16 protein-coding genes are annotated in these 17,537 nt (G+C 62.5%); 10 read left to right on the plus strand and 6 right to left on the minus strand.

The genetic code is table 11. From position 1 onward, the window contains the following. Positions 1–78 precede the first annotated feature (78 nt). The 9 genes from QYH69_RS25480 (at position 79) to QYH69_RS25520 (ending at position 9,799) form a co-directional block, all read left to right on the plus strand. Entirely contained in the window at positions 79–1,674 is a 1,596-nt protein-coding gene (locus QYH69_RS25480; RefSeq protein WP_308834509.1) for a UbiD family decarboxylase, read from the plus strand. A gap of 85 nt (positions 1,675–1,759) precedes the next feature. Continuing rightward, positions 1,760–2,779, plus strand: coding sequence for an ABC transporter substrate-binding protein (locus tag QYH69_RS25485; protein WP_308834510.1), 1,020 nt, complete (start codon positions 1,760–1,762; stop codon positions 2,777–2,779). 34 nt (positions 2,780–2,813) lie between these two features. Next, the gene (locus QYH69_RS25490; protein WP_075159607.1) at positions 2,814–3,410 is read left to right on the plus strand and encodes a UbiX family flavin prenyltransferase; all 597 of its coding nucleotides are present in this window, start codon (positions 2,814–2,816) and stop codon (positions 3,408–3,410) included. Positions 3,411–3,544: 134 nt separating this feature from the next. Beyond that, positions 3,545–4,273: a GntR family transcriptional regulator gene (locus tag QYH69_RS25495; RefSeq protein WP_308834511.1), complete on the plus strand. Its 729-nt coding sequence runs from the start codon at positions 3,545–3,547 to the stop codon at positions 4,271–4,273. Positions 4,274–4,365: 92 nt separating this feature from the next. Then, on the plus strand, positions 4,366–5,361 hold the full coding sequence (locus QYH69_RS25500; RefSeq protein ID WP_308834512.1) for an ABC transporter substrate-binding protein: 996 nt from the start codon (positions 4,366–4,368) through the stop codon (positions 5,359–5,361). Continuing rightward, the gene (locus QYH69_RS25505) at positions 5,358–6,614 is read left to right on the plus strand and encodes an aromatic ring-hydroxylating dioxygenase subunit alpha (protein WP_308834513.1); all 1,257 of its coding nucleotides are present in this window, start codon (positions 5,358–5,360) and stop codon (positions 6,612–6,614) included. The genes QYH69_RS25500 and QYH69_RS25505 overlap by 4 nt, the downstream gene beginning before the upstream one ends. Beyond that, entirely contained in the window at positions 6,607–7,116 is a 510-nt protein-coding gene (locus QYH69_RS25510) for an aromatic-ring-hydroxylating dioxygenase subunit beta (protein ID WP_308834514.1), read from the plus strand. The genes QYH69_RS25505 and QYH69_RS25510 overlap by 8 nt, the downstream gene beginning before the upstream one ends. Positions 7,117–7,128: 12 nt before the next feature. Next, positions 7,129–8,145, plus strand: a complete 1,017-nt coding sequence (locus QYH69_RS25515) for a D-2-hydroxyacid dehydrogenase (protein ID WP_308834515.1) — start codon at positions 7,129–7,131, stop codon at positions 8,143–8,145. A gap of 532 nt (positions 8,146–8,677) precedes the next feature. Continuing rightward, a complete protein-coding gene (locus QYH69_RS25520; protein WP_308834516.1) occupies positions 8,678–9,799 on the plus strand; it encodes a beta-propeller fold lactonase family protein in 1,122 nt (373 codons plus the stop codon). A 102-nt stretch (positions 9,800–9,901) separates the two neighbouring features. On the opposite strand, the gene QYH69_RS25525 is transcribed toward QYH69_RS25520, so the two are convergent. Further along, positions 9,902–12,331, minus strand: a complete 2,430-nt coding sequence (locus QYH69_RS25525) for a TonB-dependent receptor (protein WP_374992499.1) — start codon at positions 12,329–12,331, stop codon at positions 9,902–9,904. A gap of 256 nt (positions 12,332–12,587) precedes the next feature. Between QYH69_RS25525 and QYH69_RS25530 the strand changes: the two genes are divergently transcribed. Continuing rightward, positions 12,588–13,682 carry an ATP-binding protein gene (locus QYH69_RS25530; protein WP_308834606.1) on the plus strand — a complete coding sequence of 365 codons (1,095 nt, stop codon included), beginning with the start codon at positions 12,588–12,590 and terminating at the stop codon, positions 13,680–13,682. Here the strand turns inward: QYH69_RS25530 and QYH69_RS25535 are convergent. Genes QYH69_RS25535 through pqqB form a run of 5 tightly spaced genes read right to left on the minus strand, consistent with a single transcriptional unit; the run spans position 13,583 to position 17,531 of the window. Next, on the minus strand, positions 13,583–14,314 hold the full coding sequence (locus QYH69_RS25535; RefSeq protein WP_308834517.1) for a response regulator transcription factor: 732 nt from the start codon (positions 14,312–14,314) through the stop codon (positions 13,583–13,585). The two genes, QYH69_RS25530 and QYH69_RS25535, sit on opposite strands and share 100 nt — an antisense overlap. Next, positions 14,311–15,549, minus strand: a complete 1,239-nt coding sequence (pqqE, locus tag QYH69_RS25540; protein ID WP_308834518.1) for a pyrroloquinoline quinone biosynthesis protein PqqE — start codon at positions 15,547–15,549, stop codon at positions 14,311–14,313. The genes QYH69_RS25535 and pqqE overlap by 4 nt, the downstream gene beginning before the upstream one ends. Continuing rightward, entirely contained in the window at positions 15,546–15,863 is a 318-nt protein-coding gene (gene pqqD, locus QYH69_RS25545; RefSeq protein WP_075159621.1) for a pyrroloquinoline quinone biosynthesis peptide chaperone PqqD, read from the minus strand. The genes pqqE and pqqD overlap by 4 nt, the downstream gene beginning before the upstream one ends. Further along, positions 15,860–16,597 (minus strand): pyrroloquinoline-quinone synthase PqqC, encoded by a 738-nt coding sequence (pqqC, locus tag QYH69_RS25550; protein WP_075159622.1) that lies wholly within the window; start codon positions 16,595–16,597, stop codon positions 15,860–15,862. Before pqqC ends, pqqD begins: the two co-directional genes overlap by 4 nt. 13 nt (positions 16,598–16,610) lie before the next feature. Then, a complete protein-coding gene (pqqB, locus tag QYH69_RS25555; protein WP_308834519.1) occupies positions 16,611–17,531 on the minus strand; it encodes a pyrroloquinoline quinone biosynthesis protein PqqB in 921 nt (306 codons plus the stop codon). Between the last annotated feature and the right edge of the window lie 6 nt (positions 17,532–17,537).

Below are 17,537 nucleotides of genomic sequence, written 5' to 3' on the forward strand. Positions count from 1 at the left end.
TAGCCATGTCGTTCTGTGAGCCAAGGAGTTGGTAGAATGTTTTGTCTTCCTAAGACCGCTTGGCCTCCGACTTCCGGCATGAAAGAGAATTTTCGCGCGTTTCTGGAGCGGCTCAGGGCCGGCCAGGAACTCATCGACATCCGCCAGCCCGTCGATATCCGGCACGTTGGCACGCTCGTCGACCAGAGCGACAAGGCGCTGCTGTTCCATAACGTGATCGGTTACGACATGCCGCTGCTGTCGGGCATCATCCGCACGCAGAAGCGCGCGATGATGGCGATGGGCTGCGATAACTACTTCGAAATCGAGAAGATGCTGCAGCGTGGCATTCAGAATCCGATCGCGCCCGTCTATGTCGATACGTCCGCCACGAAGGAGGTCATTCTCAAAGGCGACGACATCGACCTGTTTCGCCTGCCCGTTCCGATGTCGTCTATCTACGACGGCGGCCCGATGATCACCGCGGGCATCGTGATTTCGCGCGACCCCGAATACGGCCTGAACAGCGGCATCTATCGCTTCATGGTGAAGGAGAAGGCGCTGACCGGCATCGACATCGTGACGCCGAACAATATGCGCATGTTCGCGCAGCGCGCATACGAGCAGGGCAAGCCTTGTCCGATTTCGATCTCGATCGGCAACCACCCGATGGAGATCATGGGAGCGGGCTACCGCGCGCCGATCGGCGTCGACGAAATGGCGATCGCGGGCGGCATTCGCGGCACGCCGGTCGAACTCGCACCGTGCGAGACCGTGGATCTGCCCTATATCGCGGACTCCGAAGTGGTGATCGAAGCGGAAATCCTGCCGACTGGATGGACGCAGCCCGAAGGCCGCTTCGGCGAATTCACCGCGTTGATGGGCGGCTTGCACTGGAACCCGAATGTGCGCATCAAGGCGATTCTGCATCGGCGCGACGCGATGTATTACTCGCTGCATATGCCGTGGGAGAACACGTGGCTTGCCGCGCCGACACGTTATCAGGCGATTCGCAGCGCATTGCGCACGGCGGGCGTGCAGGTCAAGGACATCAACGTCACGCTCGGCGGCCGCGCGTTCTGGCACGCGGTGATCTCGATCCGCAAGCAGGCAGGCGAGGGCAAGAATGCGCTGCTCGCGGCACTGTCGGTGATGGACCTCAAGCATGTGGTGGTAGTCGACGACGACATCGACGTATTCAACGGCGAAGAGGTCGAATGGGCCATCGCCACACGCGTGCAGGGCGACCGAGATCTGATCGTGATTCCGGACGCGCGTGCGAAGCCGCTCGACCCGAGCTTGCCGGTGATGCCGCCCGGACAGGTGCCGACCGGCGCGAAAGTCGGCATCGACGCGACGATTTCCGAAGGCATTCCGCACGAACGCTACGAGCGCATTTCGTATGCCTACGCGGATACCGCGAAAATCGCCGATTACGTCGCGGGCAAAGCCGACGAGGGCGTCGTGTCGGGACCGGGCAAAGTGGAAGACGCGGCGCGCGATGCGCTCGCTGCGATCGGCGAAACACCGCTTTACTACACCGCGCTTGCCGAACGTCTTTCCGGCTACGACTTCCAGACGCTGGCGCGTGCGCTGGGCCTGTTGCACGAGCGCGGGCAGATCTGGAAAACCGCGGAAGGCAAGCTGTGCATCCGCGGTTCGCGGTTCGATGCGGTGCCGCCTGTTTCGCGGTGAGGCACGGCGACCGGCCCTCCACCTTCAAACCTGGGCTGCGTCGCCGCGACGAAGCGGCGGCGCAGCCCTTCCAGGAAGAGCTGACATGACGCAATTTCTCCAGCGCGCGACGCGACTGCTATTCGCCGCCGCCGCGTTCTGCCTCGCTTCAATTGCAACCCAGGCCGCACACGCCGCGCCATTGCGGATCGGCTACTGGACGAGCGGCGTGAGCCTCGGCCTCGGCGCGGTGCTCGAGACCGGCGATTTCCTGAAGAAAGCCGGCATTGACGACGCGCGCTTCGTGCACTTTGCCGAAATCAACGCGCCGGCAAGCGGGCTCGCGGCGAACGTGATCGACATCAGTTTCAGCGTGCCGGCCACGAGCGCATTCAGTATCGCGGCGACGGGCGTGCCGGTCAGAATCTTCGGCGCGACGGCGCCGGCCGACGTGACCTTCGTTGCGCCCGCAACGTCTTCCGTTACGTCGCTGGCCGGTTTGCGCGGCAAGAAGGTCGGCATGTCTCCGGCGGGCAGTTCGGTCGCGCTGATGACCGCGGCGGTGCTCCGCGCGAACTACGGCTTCACGCCGGCGGATTACTCCCTCGTGCCCGGCAACGAAGCACGGCTGGCGCAATTTCTGATGCAGCAGCAAGTGGATGCGGCTGCGCTGCGCTCGGTCACCGTCGCGCAACTGACCGAAGTCAAAACGAAAAGGCTCGGCACGCTTGCCGACGAGTGGCGCAAGCTCACGCATTCGGACGCGATGCCGTACCTCGGCGTCGGCGCCGCGCGCAGCGAACTGATTCAACGCGATCCGCAAACGGTGGCGAAATTCATCGTCGCGGTTCATAACGCGATCGCGTGGGGCAATGCGCACCCGGATCAGGTCGCCGCGATTCTGCAGAAGGTGGCGAATCTGCCGGCCGACGATGCACGCATCTATGCCGCACATTGGGCAGAACTCAACACGATTTCGTTCGAGCCGACCGATATCGAAACGCTCAAGCGTGAACACGAGATCTTCGCGGCAAGCGGCACAATCAAGGGAACACTGCCGGCGGACGTGTTCGTGGCGGAGCCGTATCAGATGGCGAAGAAGATCATCGCCGCGCAAAAGCCATGAGCGCCCCGTATCGATCGAAGACGCGAGGCCCGTCATGGATATGAACTCGCTACCGTTGGGTACCCGCCGGCGCATCGTCGTCGGCATCAGCGGCGCATCCGGTGCGGTCTATGGCGTGAGGCTGCTGCAGCTGTTGCGCGAGCTCGACGTCGAGACGCACCTCGTCGTCAGCCGTTCGGCACAGGTGACGATGGCGCAGGAGATGGACATCCAGCTCGCGGACGTGAAAGCGCTCGCCGACGTTCATTACCCGAACGCCGATATCGGCGCGGCGATCTCGAGCGGTTCGTTTCGCGTCGACGGGATGATCGTTGCGCCCTGCTCGATTAAAACGCTGTCGGAGATCGCGACCGGCTGCACGAGCTCGCTGCTCTCGCGTGCGGCCGACGTGATGTTGAAGGAGCGCAGACGGCTCGTGCTGATGGTGCGTGAAACGCCGTTACATGCCGGACATATCCGCAGTCTTGCGGCAGTGACGGAGGCGGGGGCGATCGTTTATCCGCCGGTGCCCGCGTTTTATGCGCGGCCGGCGTCGATCGAAGAGATGATCGACCACACGCTCGGCCGGGTACTCGATCTATTCGGCATCGATGCGCGGACAGTGCGCCGGTGGCAAGGCGCCGTCGGTTGAATCAAAGATATTTTGACCGCTATTTACTCCGAAATTTGCCTCTCCTAGAATGGGTTTCAGAAAGGCTGTGAGGTGCTCACAAATGCACGTAAGCCTAACAAGCGAAACACAACGGGTGAGTGAAGCGAGGTTCTATGCGAGCAAAGATCGTATCAGCGGGTAAGGCGGCCGGCGAAAGCATGCTGCTTGGCGAATCCACGTATATCGCCATCAGGCAGGCCATTCTGTCCTGCACGTTGCAGCCGGGCAGCATGTTGACCGAAGCGGAGTTGATGGATCGGTACGGTGTCGGCAAGTCCACTTGCCGCCTTGCGCTTGCACGCCTTACGCACGAGGGCCTCGTGCGTTCGGTGCCGCGTCATGGCTATGTGGTCGTGCCGATTACGTTGAAGGACGTCGAGGAAGTGTTTGCACTGCGCCTGATTCTCGAACCGGAAGCCGCGCGGCTCGCGGCGGGCCGCGTCGATGCGAAAGCGTTGATGCGTATCGACAAGGCGGCGCGCGGCAATACCGCGTCGAAGAATCACGGTAATCAGATCGGCTTCTTTCTCGACGGCAATCGCGCATTTCATTTGCAGATCGCATCGGCGTCCGGGAACGAGCGTCTGGTACGCAGTATCTCCGTGCTGTTCGACGAAATGGCGCGTCTTGTCGCACTGGGGTTTAGCGACGAGGACGACAGCCCGGAAATTTCCGGCGATCACCGGCTGCTAGCCGAAGCGCTCGGCGCCGGCGACGGCAAGACCGCGTCGCGCATCGCACGGCGGCATGTCGAGCGGTTTCGCGACATGACGATGGAGCGCGTACTGCGCAGCATGAAGGAGGATTTCGAGCACGCGCCGCTGATGGCAACAGGGAGGTAGGCGAGCGGGGCGCAATGTCTCGCAGCACGATTTAGGTCCTCGATTCGAGGTCGTTTTACATAGGCCGCACGGCCGCATCCGCGTTCGACACAATGAAGATATCCCGTGTGATTTCGCAGCTTCTGATGGTCTGCATTTTCGCGCTCGGCGCCATGCGCGGTGCCGTTGCCGCCGAATTGCGCGTCGGCTACTGGACGAGCGGCATCAGCCTCGGTTTCGGCGCGGTGCTCGAAGCACAGAAGTTCTTCGAGAAGCAGGGCTTGCAGGTGAAGTTCGTGCATTTTCCCGATGTGAACGGCCCCACGACGGCGCTTGCCTCCAATGCGATCGATCTCGCGTTCGGCGCGAGTCTTGCCGGTGCATTCAGCCTCGCCCAGCAAGGGGTGCCGGTGCGCATCGTCGCGGCCACGCAGCTGGTCGACGCGGAAGTCGTGGTGCTTGCCGATTCGCCGATACGCAATTTCGGCGAGCTGCGCGGCAAGAAGATCGGCATGTCGCCGCTCGGCAGCGGGACGACCGGTGTCGGCACCGCGGTGCTCGACGGCAACTACGGTCTGAAGCTTGCCGATTACCGGCTGATAGCCGGCGACGAGCCTCGTCTTGCGCAGTTTCTGCTGCAAAAGAACGTGGACGCCGCGGTGATGCGCCCGACGACGGTCGCTCAGGTGTCCGACAGCGCGACCCGGATTCGCGTGCTCGGCACGTTGTCCGATCAGTGGAAGCAGATGACCCGGTCTTCGTCGCCGCCATACATCGGCGTAGCCGTCATGCGCGACGAGTGGCTGAAGAGCAATCCGGCCGACGCGCCGAAGGTGCTCGCCGCCATGCGCGAAGCGGTGCAGTTCGGCGCCGCGAATCCGGATGCGGTCGTATCGATCCTGAAGAAGGCGGCCAACCTGAACGACAGCGGCGCACGTTTTTACGGCGACCACTGGAGCACGATGAACACGGTCTCGCTTGAGGCCGACGACATCGCCACGCTCAAGCGAACGTTCGACGTGTTCAAGGCGTCGGGTACCTTGAAGGGCGAGTTGCCGGCGGACCTGTTCGACCCGAAACCCTATCTTGACGCGGAGAAGATGAAATGACGACGAGCACCGTCGCAATGCCGGCGAGCAGGATCGTATGGCCTGCGGAAGGCATCACGCGCGTGCCGTTGCGTGTGTTTTCCGATACGGCCACCTATGAACGCGAGCAGGACGCGGTATTTCGCGGTCCGACATGGAGCTTCCTGTGCCTCGACATCGAGATACCGAACCCCGGCGATTACGTGACGACGAAAGTCGGGCATACATCGGTGATCGTCGTGCGGCATCAGGACGGCGGCATCCGCGCGCTCGTGAACAAATGCGTGCACAAGGGCTCGGTGCTGTGTTACGAAGCGCAGGGCAACCGCAAGCGTCCGAATTTCGTCTGCCCGTACCACAACTGGGTCTATAACTTCGAAGGCGAACTGACAAGCGTCGCCTTCGAAAAGGGCGTGCAAGGCAAGGGCGGCATGCCCGACGACTTCGACAAGACGCAGTTCCGCTTGACCACGTTGCGCGTGGCGAGCATCCGCGGCCTGGTATTCGGTTCGTTTTCGGATGAAGCGCCGCCGCTCGAAGATTATCTCGGTCCGACGATGGTCGCGCATATCGAGCGCACGCTATACGGCAAACCGAAAATTCTCGGCCGCTACAGCCAGGTCATGCACAACAACTGGAAGCTGTATGTCGAGAATAGCCGCGACAACTATCACCCGAGTCTGCTGCACGCATTCTTTTCGACGTTCAAGATCAACCGGCTGTCGGCGGAAGGCGGCACGCTGCAGGACGAGGACAGCCGTCATCACATTACGTTTACCAAGCGCTTCACCGACGCCGGCGACGCGGCATACGACTCCGGCATCATCCGTGCGATGCGCGACGACTTCGGGTTGAAAGACCCGTCGTTGATCGACCAGTGGATGGAGTACCCGGATCAGATCACCAACGCGATCCAGAGCATCTTTCCGGGCTTCGTGCTGCATCAGATCATGAACTCGATCGGCGTGCGCCAGGTTGTGCCGCTCGGGGTCGACCGTTGCGAATTGATCTGGACCGTGCTCGGTTTCGAGGAAGACACGCCGGAGCAGACGCTGATCCGCCGCAAACAGAGCAACCTCGTCGGTCCGGCCGGGTTCGTATCGATGGAGGACGGCACGATCGGCGCGTTCGTCGAGAAGGGGATTCGCGGCGACCTCGACGATGCCGCAGTGATCGAGATGGGCGGCAAGGGCACCGGGCCGATGGCGACCCGCGCGACGGAGACATCCGTGCGCGGCTTCTGGAAATTTTATCGGGAATTGATGCATGTCTAGCACGACCACGCGGTTTCCCGACATCGAAGTCGGCGCGCAGACGATGGCACGTATCAGCCGCCTGAATGCGCACTATTGCAGCGCGATCGACAATGGCGATCTCGAACGCTGGCCCACATTCTTCGCCGACGATTGCACGTATCGCATTCTGACCCGCGCCGATTTCGACGCGGGGCGCGATTTCGGCATCTGGTTCTGCAATACGCGCGGCATGCTGCTCGATCGCGTCAGCTCGATACAGTCGGTCAACGTATTCGAGCCGCATGTGTATCGCCATGTGATCGGCCCGACGGAAATCGTCGGCGTCGACGCGGACGGCACAATTCGTTGCGAGACCAGCTATATGGTCGTGCGCACGGGCTATGAGGGCACGATGGTGGTGTTCAGCGCAGGCCGGTATGTCGACGCGGTGCGCATGGAAGGCGACGCCGCGCTGCTGCGGGAGCGGACGGTCGTCACCGATTCGTGCCGCTACGACACGCTCGTCGCGTTGCCTTTGTAACTGGCCATGTCGATGCTCGAAGCAACAAAGCGTTTCCGGCTGCACCTCGAAAGCCAGAGCCGGCAGGCGCCGGCTTTCCATCTGGACCTGGCGGCCTGGCAGCAGGCGTCGCTGCGCCATGCGGAGCTGGCACGGCACATCGACGTATCGTTCGGATGGGACGGCGAGCGGTTCGCGACGCCGCTCGACGACGTCGATTTTCTGCTCGCCTCGCGTTTTCCGCATGCGGCCGTCAACGATGCACAGCGCTTGAGATGGATTCATACGACCGGCGCCGGCGTCGACCAGTTGTTGCCGCTCGACGGTCTGCGCGACGACCTGATATTGACGAACAGCAGCGGCATTCATGTCGACAAGGTAGGCGAGTTCGTGCAAATGGCGCTGCTGATGTTGAATGCGCAACTGCCGGCGGTATTGCGCGCGCAGCATGAACATCGCTGGGATGCGCGGCTGACCGCGCCGATTCGCGGCAAGACCGTGCTTCTGATCGGCCTTGGCGATCTCGGACTCACGGCGAGCCGTGCCGCGAAAGTGCTTGGATTGCGCGTGCTCGCGCTCAATCGCAGCGGTCGCGCGCCGGAGCCGGCGGCATCGGAAACCGATATGCCCGATGTGCTGGCGTCTGTGTCGGAGCTCGATAGGTGGCTTCCCGAAGCGGACTTCGTTGTCGTTACCGCGCCGTTGACGCCGGCAACGCGCGGGCTGCTTTCCGCCACGCGTCTTGCTGCGATGCGACAGGGCGCGTGCGTCGTGAACCTGTCGCGCGCGGCACTCGTGGACTATCCGGCATTGTTCGAGCGGCTGCGTGCGGGCGCTTGCGGCGGCGCGGTGCTCGATGTGTTCGAGCCGGAGCCGCTTGCGCACGACAGCCCCATATGGGACGTGCCGGGTTTGATCGTCACGCCTCACATCTCATGCGACGCACCAGACTACAACCAGCGTGTGCTCGATTTATGGTTCGACAATTTCGCAAGATGGCTGCGCGGCGAACCGCTTGCCAATATCGTCAGCCGCGCGCGGGGGTATTGAACCCAGTCATGCCGCGACAGCTTACGGACCGAAGAACGGCACGCAAAAGCTCGCGGGGCCGGTGCAGCCCGGTTCCCAGTTCGCGCGCGGCGGGGACGCGGGCGTGGTGCTGCACGCACCGAGCTGCAACAGCGCGCCCGCGGTCAAAAGCGCTGTAAGCGCTCGTATAGAACGTCGCTGCACAAGCAAAAGGTAAGCGCGCAAGGCGTTCGGTTCCGACACGTTGTCACTTGTCATGATGTGCTTCGCATACTGCCTGGCTTCAGGCGAGTGATTCATTCTAGCTGCCGCGCTTTCGCATTACGTCCTGCCGTTGTCGCCCCTTGGCGTCCGTCTTTTATTTTCAACAGCGCCTCGCCGCCGCCCGCCCAATTCGGGAAAAACTCCTGCCCTATTTCGTTGTCAACACAGGTTGCAATGCCCAAACTGGTCGAGGGCGCGCGCTATCGCCCGCATGTTGCTGCGCGTCGATCGGGCGGCGGCATCGCGCTGCTACGCCCTCGCTCCAAGAACAACTACTGGAGACATTCAAATGCATCGCACAACAAAAAGCGCGCATGCCGCGCTATTCGCAGTGACCGCGTTCGCCGCGGCCGCCGCTTACGCCTCCGCGGCGCCGATCGCCTACGTGACGAGCGAGACGAACGGTGTCGGCATTATCGATCTCGGCAACATGTCGCTTGAAAAAACCATCTCGCTCGGCAAGGACGGCCCGCGCGGCTTGAGTCTCACGGCGGACGGCAAGCGTCTTCTCGTGGCGACCAGGACCGGCGAACTGATTGCCATCGATACGTCGACCGGCAAAGTGGTCGATCGCGTGAAGATCGGCAAAAACCCTGAGTTCGTCCGCGTGCATCGCGGCTATGCCTATGTGACCTACGAACCGGGCGAAAGCGGTCCGCCGCCCGAAGCGCGCCAAGGCGGCGCGAAACCCGATCAGCAGGCCGCGAAGCCGGAGCAACAAGGTGAAAAACAGGGGGTTAAAGGCCACGCCGATGACGACGACGCGAACAGCCCGCCGGCCGAAATCGCCATCGTCGATCTGAAAACGATGAAAGTGCTGCGTTCCGTGAAAAGCGGCCACGAAACCGAGGGCGTCGAATTCTCTCCGGACGGCCATGAGATGCTCGTCACCAACGAAGGCGACGATACGGTGTCGGTCTACCAGACCGGCTCGGGCAAACTGCTGCGTACGCTGAAACTCGACGCCGGCTCGCGGCCGCGCGGCATCAAGAGGTCGCCGGACGGCAAGCAATATGTCGTCACCCTCGAAAACACAAGCAAGTTCGTCGTGCTCGATGCGGCGGGCTTCAAACCTGTGAAAACCGTCGACACGAAGCTCGGGCCCTATGGTGTCGCGTTCGATCCGACCGGCAAGCATCTGCTCGTTGCGGCGGCGCGCGACAAGACGCTGCAGGTGTTCGACGCGAAGACCTACGAGCATGTCGCCGATGTACCGGTCGGGCAGCGCTGCTGGCATTTCAGCTTTACGCCCGATGGCTCGAAACTGATGCTTGCGTGCGGCCGCTCGAATGCGGTTTATGTGCTCGATGCGTCGAATTATCAGACGGTCGGGCAGATCGGCAATCTGCCGCTCGCATGGGGCATCGTCACGTCGCCGCCGAGCGCGGGGTCGATCGAATCGGCGAGATAAGCACGCGAAATAAGCAGGCGAAATAGCAGGTTCGATTCGCTGCGGGCGGCGTTCCTCGCGCCGCCCGCCTCGATTCCATCCGCAGTCCCGCGGGTCCGTGCGTCAATCCCACTGATACCGCATCCCCACCCAGAACCCGCGCGGCGCGCCGAGTCCAAGAAACTGTTCGTTCGTGACGTCGTCCGGCGAGAAAGTGTGGTTCGGCCCGTTGAAGAAATTCTGGCCGAGCACCGCGAATGTCGCATAGCGCTTGTTCAGCAGGTTCTGGATCGAGCCGAATACCTGAAAGTGCTTCGTTACGTTGTACGTCGTGTCGAGGTTGATGAGGAAGTAACCAGCAAGCGTGCCGTTCACGTCCGAGTTGTTCTCGTCGCCGCGCGCGAAGATGTTACTGCGGTAAATCAGGTTCGTCCCGATGTTCCATTGCGGCAGCGCCGCGTAGTCGAATCGCACTTTTACCGTGTTTGCCGGAATGCCGGGGATGCGGTCGCCCGAGTGCACCGTGATGTTGCCATCGGCATCGGCGCTCGAATTCCTCGAACTGCTCTCGGTCCACGTCGAGCGGTAAGTCGCATTGATGTAGCTATAACTTGCGCTCACGCCGAGCGGCCCCCATTGCGTGCGTGCCGCCAGTTCCAAGCCTTGCCGGCGCGTCTTGCCGACGTTCTGGAAGTATCCGAGCGTGCTCGACGCGCCCTCGCTGCTGATGAACTGGATGTCGTCGTCGAGGGTCGTGCTGAAGGCGGCAGCGCTCCACTGCGTATTGCTGCCGATGCGACCGCGCGCGCCGACTTCGAACGTCTTCGAGATCACGGGTTTCAGCGACGGATCCGCGATGAAATCGTTAGGCAGCGAGCAAGGCGCCGTCGGGTCCGCGCACGCGAGTTCGATCGACGTCGGCGTGCGCATTCCTTCGTTATAGGTGAAGTATGCGGTGAACGACGACGTCGGGTTCCAGTTGATGCCGACCGCCGGATTGAAGCGCGAGAACGTGTGGTTGCCGTCGAGCAGCGGTTGTATGCCGCTCTCGTCGCCAATCCTGGTGCGAGCCCAGTTATAGCGGCCCGCCAGCGTCAGCGACCATTCGTCGGTGAACGAAAACGTATTGGTAAAGTAAATGCCGTAGTTCTCATTGCGCGTTTTCGCATCGGTTTGCTGAACGAATGGACCATCGCCGATGGTCGCGCGCGTGTCGGTGAAGAATGCGTTCTGCTGCGATTGGGTAAAGTGCGTGTTCGCGAGATCGGCCGCCGCGCCGACGGTGAACTGATTGTTCTTGCCGAAGAGTCTCTGCAGGAATGTCATCTGAACGCTCGCGCCGTAGCTGTCGGTCACGATCGTCGACTGCGCATTCGTTGCCGGCGGTTCGTCGTCGTCTTCCGGATCGAAGTCGTCGTTCACGTTGCTGCTCGTGTTCACGTTCCGGTAGTGCCGGTAGTACGCGTTGCCCGTTATTTCGATGTCGGGCGTGAAATAGTGCGAGCCGTTGATGGTCAGATAGCCGAGCTGGTTTTCGTTCGTGTCCGGAAACGTGTACGCCTGGGACCAGTTGCTGAGAAACGAGCGCGGAATGGTCTGCGAACCGTTCAGGGTGTTGTCGGCGCCGCCCATCGAAACCGAGACCGTCGTCGACGAATCCATGTAGCGCAGCTTGCCGAACGCCTGGCGCAAGCGGCTCGAATTGTGATCGGCCCAGCCGTCGTCGTTCGTGATGTTGGCGGTGAAGTAGTAGTCGAGCGGTGAATCGCCGATCACGCCGCCTTGCTGGATCTGCGCGAGCTTGCGGCCCCACGAACCGGCCTGGATCTCGGCTTCGCCGCCCGGGTTCGAACGGCCGTTCTTCGTCGTGACCGCGATCGCGCCGCCGAGCGTGTTGAGGCCGAAGGTCGGATTCGAGCCCGGAATAACCTGGATGGTCTGGATGGCCGCTTGCGGAATCAGATCCCAGTTCACGACGTCGCCGAACGGCTCGTTCACGCGCACGCCGTCGAGAAACACCGATAGCCCCTGCGGCGTGCCGAGCACCGGCGACGCGGTGAAGCCGCGATAGTTGATATCGACCTGCCACGGGTTGCCCTGCGCATCGTTGATGTCGACGCTTTGCAGGTTGTTCGAGAAGTAATCGGTCAGCGTATGAGAATTCTGCTGGACGATCTGGCTGCCGCGGACCGTCTGCACATTGGCCGGCACTAGCTGGATCGGCGTACCGAGGCCGACGAGCGGCGTCGTGCCGATCACGAGGATGTTCGGGAGCACTGTTTCATGATCGGAAGCCGGCGTGTTTTGCGCTGTCTGCTGTGGCGAATTCCCGGCTGCATTGTTCGGTGCTGTCTCCGTTTGCGCGCCGGGCGCCCCCTCGGCCTGCTCCGCAATTTGCCCGCTAGTAGCCGGATCGGTCGCGCGAGGTGCGTTTTCCGTCTGTGCCCACGCCGACGTCGCCAGGGCGGTCAGCACGGCAGCAACGGAGAGCCGCAGCGCAACCCGGGGTTTTAACGTCTGCACGCACCGCTTTTTGCGTGGCATGGTTCTCATTGTCAGCGTCTCCCTATGCTTTTTCTTGTGTGCAAGTGGTGAAGATCGGTTGCATCCGCATCGATATTGCATCGGCGTGGGCAGCGCGATTCGCTTGCATCAAGCGTCGCATAGCCGCGAACCGAAGCACACAGGAGGATTTCCCGAAACTTTCCGGAACCCTTCCTGAACCTGAGCATTGCGATACGCAACTCCCGCGTGCGATGCGTAGAATGCGTTTCTAATCCCACCCGACACAGCGATGCATCCCGTGAAAATGGTTCGCTCAGGCGTGTCACGGCCGTCCTCGTCCCGCTCCGCCACATGGCGCGATTTCGCATGCGTGCTCGTGCTGACGCTCGTGACTGCGGTGTTGTGCTCGATATTCGACGTCAGTGAGCTCGCGTACCGCTGGACGCGCAGCGCGGAGCGATTTCAGCTCGACGAATTGCCGGTCACGCTATGTGTGCTGGCGGCGGGGCTCGCGTGGTTCGCGTGGCGTCGCTACCGCGAATCGCAGCGGGAATTGAAGCATCGGAAGATGCTCGAGGAACAGGCCGAGCGGCTGCTCGCCGAGAACCGGCGGCTGGGGAGCCAGGCGATCGAAGCGCAGGAAGCGGAGCGTCGGCATCTCGCGCGCGAGCTGCACGACGAACTCGGCCAGTATCTGAATGCAATCACGCTCGATGCGGCACGTATCCGCGATCTGTCGTCTACGGGCGAGCCGGAAATTCATCATGCGTCGCTTGCGGTGATGCAGAGCGCGAGCTTCGTCTATCGACAGATCGGCGGAATGATTCGCCGGTTGCGCCCGATCGGCCTCGACGAGCTGGGTTTGCTCAGTGCGCTCGAGCATTGCGTCGACGGTTGGCGCGAGCGGCTGCCGCACGCGTCGTTCGCGTTGGCCGTCGAGGGCGATTTCACGGGCCTTGCCGACGCGCTGAACATCACGCTATACCGGCTGGTGCAGGAAGCTTTGACAAACGTGTCGAAGTTCGCGCGCGAGTCGCGCGTCGAAATTTATCTCGTGCGGACGCTGTCCGACGGCGAGCGCCACGGCGAGGTCGTCGTGACGATTGCCGACGATGGGCCGGGCGTCGATTTGCAGCAACCGCGTGCCGGGCTGGGGCTCGTCGGCATGCGCGAGCGCGTCGAATCGCTCGGCGGCGAGTTTCATCTCGCGAGCGAACCCGGAAATGGATTCATGTTATGCGTGCGCCTACCGGTTCACACAAGCAAGGGTCCGGAAGCGAACGGTACGCCTCGCGGCGATCAGAGCGCGGAACCTAACGCGGAGCCGAGTGAAGGACCCAGCGGGGAACCCAGCGTCGAGCCGACCGCGCCACCCGGCGCGGTCAGATCGGAGAATTGAAGTCCGAGCCGGCTCGCCATCTGCGCGAGCTGCACGCCGTTGTTCGCACCGAACTTCTGGCGAATCGCCGATTGATGATTCGCGACGGTCTTCTGGCTGAGCCCGAGCCGTTCCGCAATCACCGGCAGCGTGAACCCCTGCACGAGCAGCCGTAGCACCTCGAATTCGCGCGCCGAAAGCTGGCGTCCCGGCGGTCCTTCGCTGAACATCGTGCGCATGGCGAGCGTTTGCGATACGTCGGTGCTCAGATAGCGCACGTGGCGTGCGACTGCGCGCACCGCTTCGACGAGCACGTCCGGTGCACTCGCCTTCGTCACATAGCCGCTCGCGCCGGCATCGAGTGCGCGGCGCACGAACAGGCTTTCTTCATGCACGCTGAAAATCAGCACGCGCGCGTCGGGCGTGCGCGCGAGCATGCGCCGCATCGCCTCGATACCGCTCGCGCCTGGCAGCGCGAGGTCCATCACCACCACATCCGGTTGCAGCGCACAGAAACGCTGGTACGCCTGCGTCGCGTCGCCCGCTTCACCGGCGACGCGTACGTCGGGGCTCAGTTCGAGTAGACGTCGATAGCCCTCACGCACGACAGCATGATCGTCGACGAGCAACACGGAGATATCGGTGGTGGTCATCTGCGCGCCCCGTGATCGTTGCCTTTATCGGTCGCGGTTGCCTCATGCGGCGGCGAAGTTGGACGCTCGCCGCTCAGCCGCCGGGAATTCGCGTCATTGCGGAAAACGACCGGCTGCTCGTCAGGCGCAAGCGTCGCGCCGCGCTGTGCGGCCTCGCGCACCACACGCACGACCGACTCGTGATGCGCAGACTTGTCGCACACGGGGTCCGCGTTTGCCGCGTCATGCGTGAGCAGATACGCCTGGCAGCGGCAGCCGCCCAGGTCGCGGGTTTTTTCTTCGCAGCTGCGGCACGGCTCTTTCATCCAGTCGAAGCCGCGAAAGCGATTGAACGCGTCGCTCTCGTACCAGACTTCGGCTATCGACGTATCGCGAACATTCGGGAACGTGAGCCCCGGCAGCGAACGCGCCGAGTGGCACGGCAGCGCGGCGCCGTCCGGCGCAATGCCGAGGAACACCGAACCCCAGCCGTTCATGCAGCGCTTCGGCCGCGTTTCATAGTAGTCAGGCACGACAAAGAATATCTTGCAGCGGTTGCCGATCTCGTTCCGGTACCGTTCGACGACGGCTTCCGCTTCCTGCAATTGCTCGGCGGTCGGCATCAGCTGGGCGCGGTTCGTATGCGCCCAGCCGTAATACTGCGTGTTCGCGAGTTCGAGATATTCGGCGCCCATCGCGAGCGCCATGTCGATGATCTTGTCGACGTGCGGCAAGTTGTAGCGGTGCAGCACGCAGTTGAGCACCATCGGAAAGCCATGTGCCTTGATCGAACGTGCGACGCGGTTTTTGAGGTCGAACGTGCGCGTACTGCTGAGGAAGTCGTTGAGTTCCTGCGTCGAGTCCTGAAACGATAGCTGGATATGGTCGAGGCCATTTTCCTTCAATACGCCAAGGCGCTTGTCGGTCAGGCCGACGCCGGACGTGATCAGGTTCGTATAGAAACCGAGCTTGCGCGCTTCGGCGACGAGGTCTTCGAGGTCGTCGCGCATCAGCGGCTCGCCGCCTGAAAAACCGAGTTGCGCGGCACCGAGCGCGCGCGCTTCGCGCAGCACGCGCAGCCATTCGTCCGTGCCGAGTTCGTTCTGATGTGCGGTGTAGTTCACCGGGTTGTAACAGAACGCGCAGTGCAGCGGGCAGCGGTACGTCAATTCCGCGAGCAGCCATAGCGGCGGCGCGATACCGGGCCGCGCGGTGTGCTTGTGAGAATGCTGCGCTGCAACTGAAAGATCGGTCATGCTGAGTGCTCCAGCCAGCCGCGGGCGAAGGCATGCGCGATAAACGCCTCCACTTCGGGCGCGATGCCGGCCGCGTTAAAGCTGCGTTCAAGATCGCCGACAATCGCCGCGACGTCGCGCGTGCCGTCGCAACGCTTCAGGATTTCCGCGGCGCTCTGGTTCAGTTTCACCATACCTTCCGGATAGAGCAATACGTGCGCGTCCTGGGCCGGTTCCCATTGCATGCGAAACAGCTTGTTCAGTTTCGGACGCGCGGCCGTGTCGAGCGCAGCACCTGGATTCGACGCCGAGGGAGTTTCGTTCGTTTCGCTCATGTCGGGAAGGCCTTTTCGATTGCGTCCAGCATGGTCCACAGAATGTCGAGCTTGAATTGCAGAATATCGAGCGCGCGCTCCTGCTGCTCGCGCGTGCGGAAATGGTCGAGCGTCACCGCGAGTCCGTGTTCGACGTCGCGCTGCGCGAGCGAAATGCGCGAGCGGAAGTAATTGAGACCCGACGATTCGATCCACGGGTAATGCGTCGGCCATGTCGACAAACGGTCTTTATGGATCTGCGGCGCGAAAATCTCGGTCAGCGACGAACACACGGCTTCCTGCCATGGTGCGCGACGCGCGAAGTTCACATAGGCGTCGACGGCAAAACGCACGCCCGGCACGACATGCTCGAGCGACCACAATTCGTCGCGCGACAGGCCCACCGCGTCGCCTAAACGCGCCCACGTTTCGATGCCGCCTTCGTCGTCGCCATAGCCGTCGTGATCGAGAATGCGCAGGACCCAGCGGCGCCGTGTCTCGCGGTCCGGGCAATTCGACAGAACCGCGGCGTCTTTGAGCGGGATATTGATCTGGTAATAGAAGCGATTTGCCACCCAGCCGCGAATCTGTTCGCGCGAGCAGCCGCCGCTATTCATCTTCACGTTGAACGGATGATGGATGTGATAGGCACGGCCTTTCGCACGCAATTGCGCTTCGAATTCCTCGCGGCCCCATGCGGCGCCGGAATCGGATGCGGATCGTTCGGATGCGCGTGTTGCGCTCGTACTGTTCATTGGAAGTCCAGAGTCAGAGTTCGAAAGTCATGCCGTCGTGGGCGACTTCGATGCCGTGCTGCGCGAGCGTGCGGCGCTCGGGCCCGTCGTCGACCAGAATCGGGTTCGTGTTGTTGATATGGATCAGCACCTTGCGTGCGCCGGGGCGATCGAGCGCATCGAGCACGTCGATCATGCCGCCCGGACCCGATTGCGCGAGATGGCCCATATCGGCCGCGGTTTTCTTCGACAGGCCGAGGCGAATCATTTCGTCGTCGGTCCACATCGTGCCGTCCACGAGCAGCAGGTCAGCGCGACGCATCGCATCGCGCACATGCGGCTCGAGCGCGCCGAGACCCGGCGCATAGAACGCGCGCTTGCCGGAATCGTTGGCCGTGAGCAGCAGGCCAATGTTGTCGCCACGCTCCGGTGCGTTGCGATGCGGCGAATAGGGCGGCGCCTTGCTCGACAGCGGCAACGCCTCGATGCGCACGCCGGGCAACGCCGGAATTTCGAGCGGCGCGTCGTCGAGTGCGATCGTGCGGCGTTCGACGCCGCAGTAATGCGACAGGATCGAAACGACCGGAAAGCCTGTCGACAGATCCTGCCACACGGCATCCGTTGCGTAGATCGGCAGCCGCGCGCTGTTTTCGCGCAGCATCAGCAGGCCGGTGACGTGGTCGATCTGCGCATCCATCAGCAGTACCGCCGCGATGCCCGTGTCGCGCGCTTGACGCGCGGGCTGCAGTTCGGGGTTTGCCGCAAGCTGCGCGAGGATATCGGGCGACGCGTTGACAAGGAGCCACGACAGGCCATCGACGCTTACCGCCAGCGACGACTGCGTGCGCGGCCTGGCCGCGATCGAACCGTTACGCACGCCCCTGCAATTGCCGCAATTGCAGTTCCATTGCGGAAAACCGCCGCCCGCCGATGAACCGAGAACCCTGATTTTCATTACGCT

The sequence above is a fragment of the Paraburkholderia sp. SARCC-3016 genome (assembly GCF_031119615.1).
In the GTDB taxonomy this organism is placed as follows: Bacteria; Pseudomonadota; Gammaproteobacteria; order Burkholderiales; family Burkholderiaceae; genus Paraburkholderia.

Coding starts and splice junctions, on each gene's coding strand:
- QYH69_RS25535 (WP_308834517.1), bottom strand. CDS start 14,314: ATGACCACCACCGATATCTCCGTGTTGCTCGTCGACGATCATGCTGTC.
- QYH69_RS25480 (WP_308834509.1), top strand. CDS start 79: ATGAAAGAGAATTTTCGCGCGTTTCTGGAGCGGCTCAGGGCCGGCCAG.
- QYH69_RS25510 (WP_308834514.1), top strand. CDS start 6,607: ATGTCTAGCACGACCACGCGGTTTCCCGACATCGAAGTCGGCGCGCAG.
- pqqC (WP_075159622.1), bottom strand. CDS start 16,597: ATGAACAGTACGAGCGCAACACGCGCATCCGAACGATCCGCATCCGAT.
- QYH69_RS25500 (WP_308834512.1), top strand. CDS start 4,366: ATGAAGATATCCCGTGTGATTTCGCAGCTTCTGATGGTCTGCATTTTC.
- QYH69_RS25530 (WP_308834606.1), top strand. CDS start 12,588: ATGGTTCGCTCAGGCGTGTCACGGCCGTCCTCGTCCCGCTCCGCCACA.
- pqqE (WP_308834518.1), bottom strand. CDS start 15,549: ATGACCGATCTTTCAGTTGCAGCGCAGCATTCTCACAAGCACACCGCG.
- QYH69_RS25495 (WP_308834511.1), top strand. CDS start 3,545: ATGCGAGCAAAGATCGTATCAGCGGGTAAGGCGGCCGGCGAAAGCATG.
- pqqD (WP_075159621.1), bottom strand. CDS start 15,863: ATGAGCGAAACGAACGAAACTCCCTCGGCGTCGAATCCAGGTGCTGCG.
- QYH69_RS25515 (WP_308834515.1), top strand. CDS start 7,129: ATGCTCGAAGCAACAAAGCGTTTCCGGCTGCACCTCGAAAGCCAGAGC.
- QYH69_RS25520 (WP_308834516.1), top strand. CDS start 8,678: ATGCATCGCACAACAAAAAGCGCGCATGCCGCGCTATTCGCAGTGACC.
- pqqB (WP_308834519.1), bottom strand. CDS start 17,531: ATGAAAATCAGGGTTCTCGGTTCATCGGCGGGCGGCGGTTTTCCGCAA.
- QYH69_RS25525 (WP_374992499.1), bottom strand. CDS start 12,331: ATGAGAACCATGCCACGCAAAAAGCGGTGCGTGCAGACGTTAAAACCC.
- QYH69_RS25485 (WP_308834510.1), top strand. CDS start 1,760: ATGACGCAATTTCTCCAGCGCGCGACGCGACTGCTATTCGCCGCCGCC.
- QYH69_RS25490 (WP_075159607.1), top strand. CDS start 2,814: ATGGATATGAACTCGCTACCGTTGGGTACCCGCCGGCGCATCGTCGTC.
- QYH69_RS25505 (WP_308834513.1), top strand. CDS start 5,358: ATGACGACGAGCACCGTCGCAATGCCGGCGAGCAGGATCGTATGGCCT.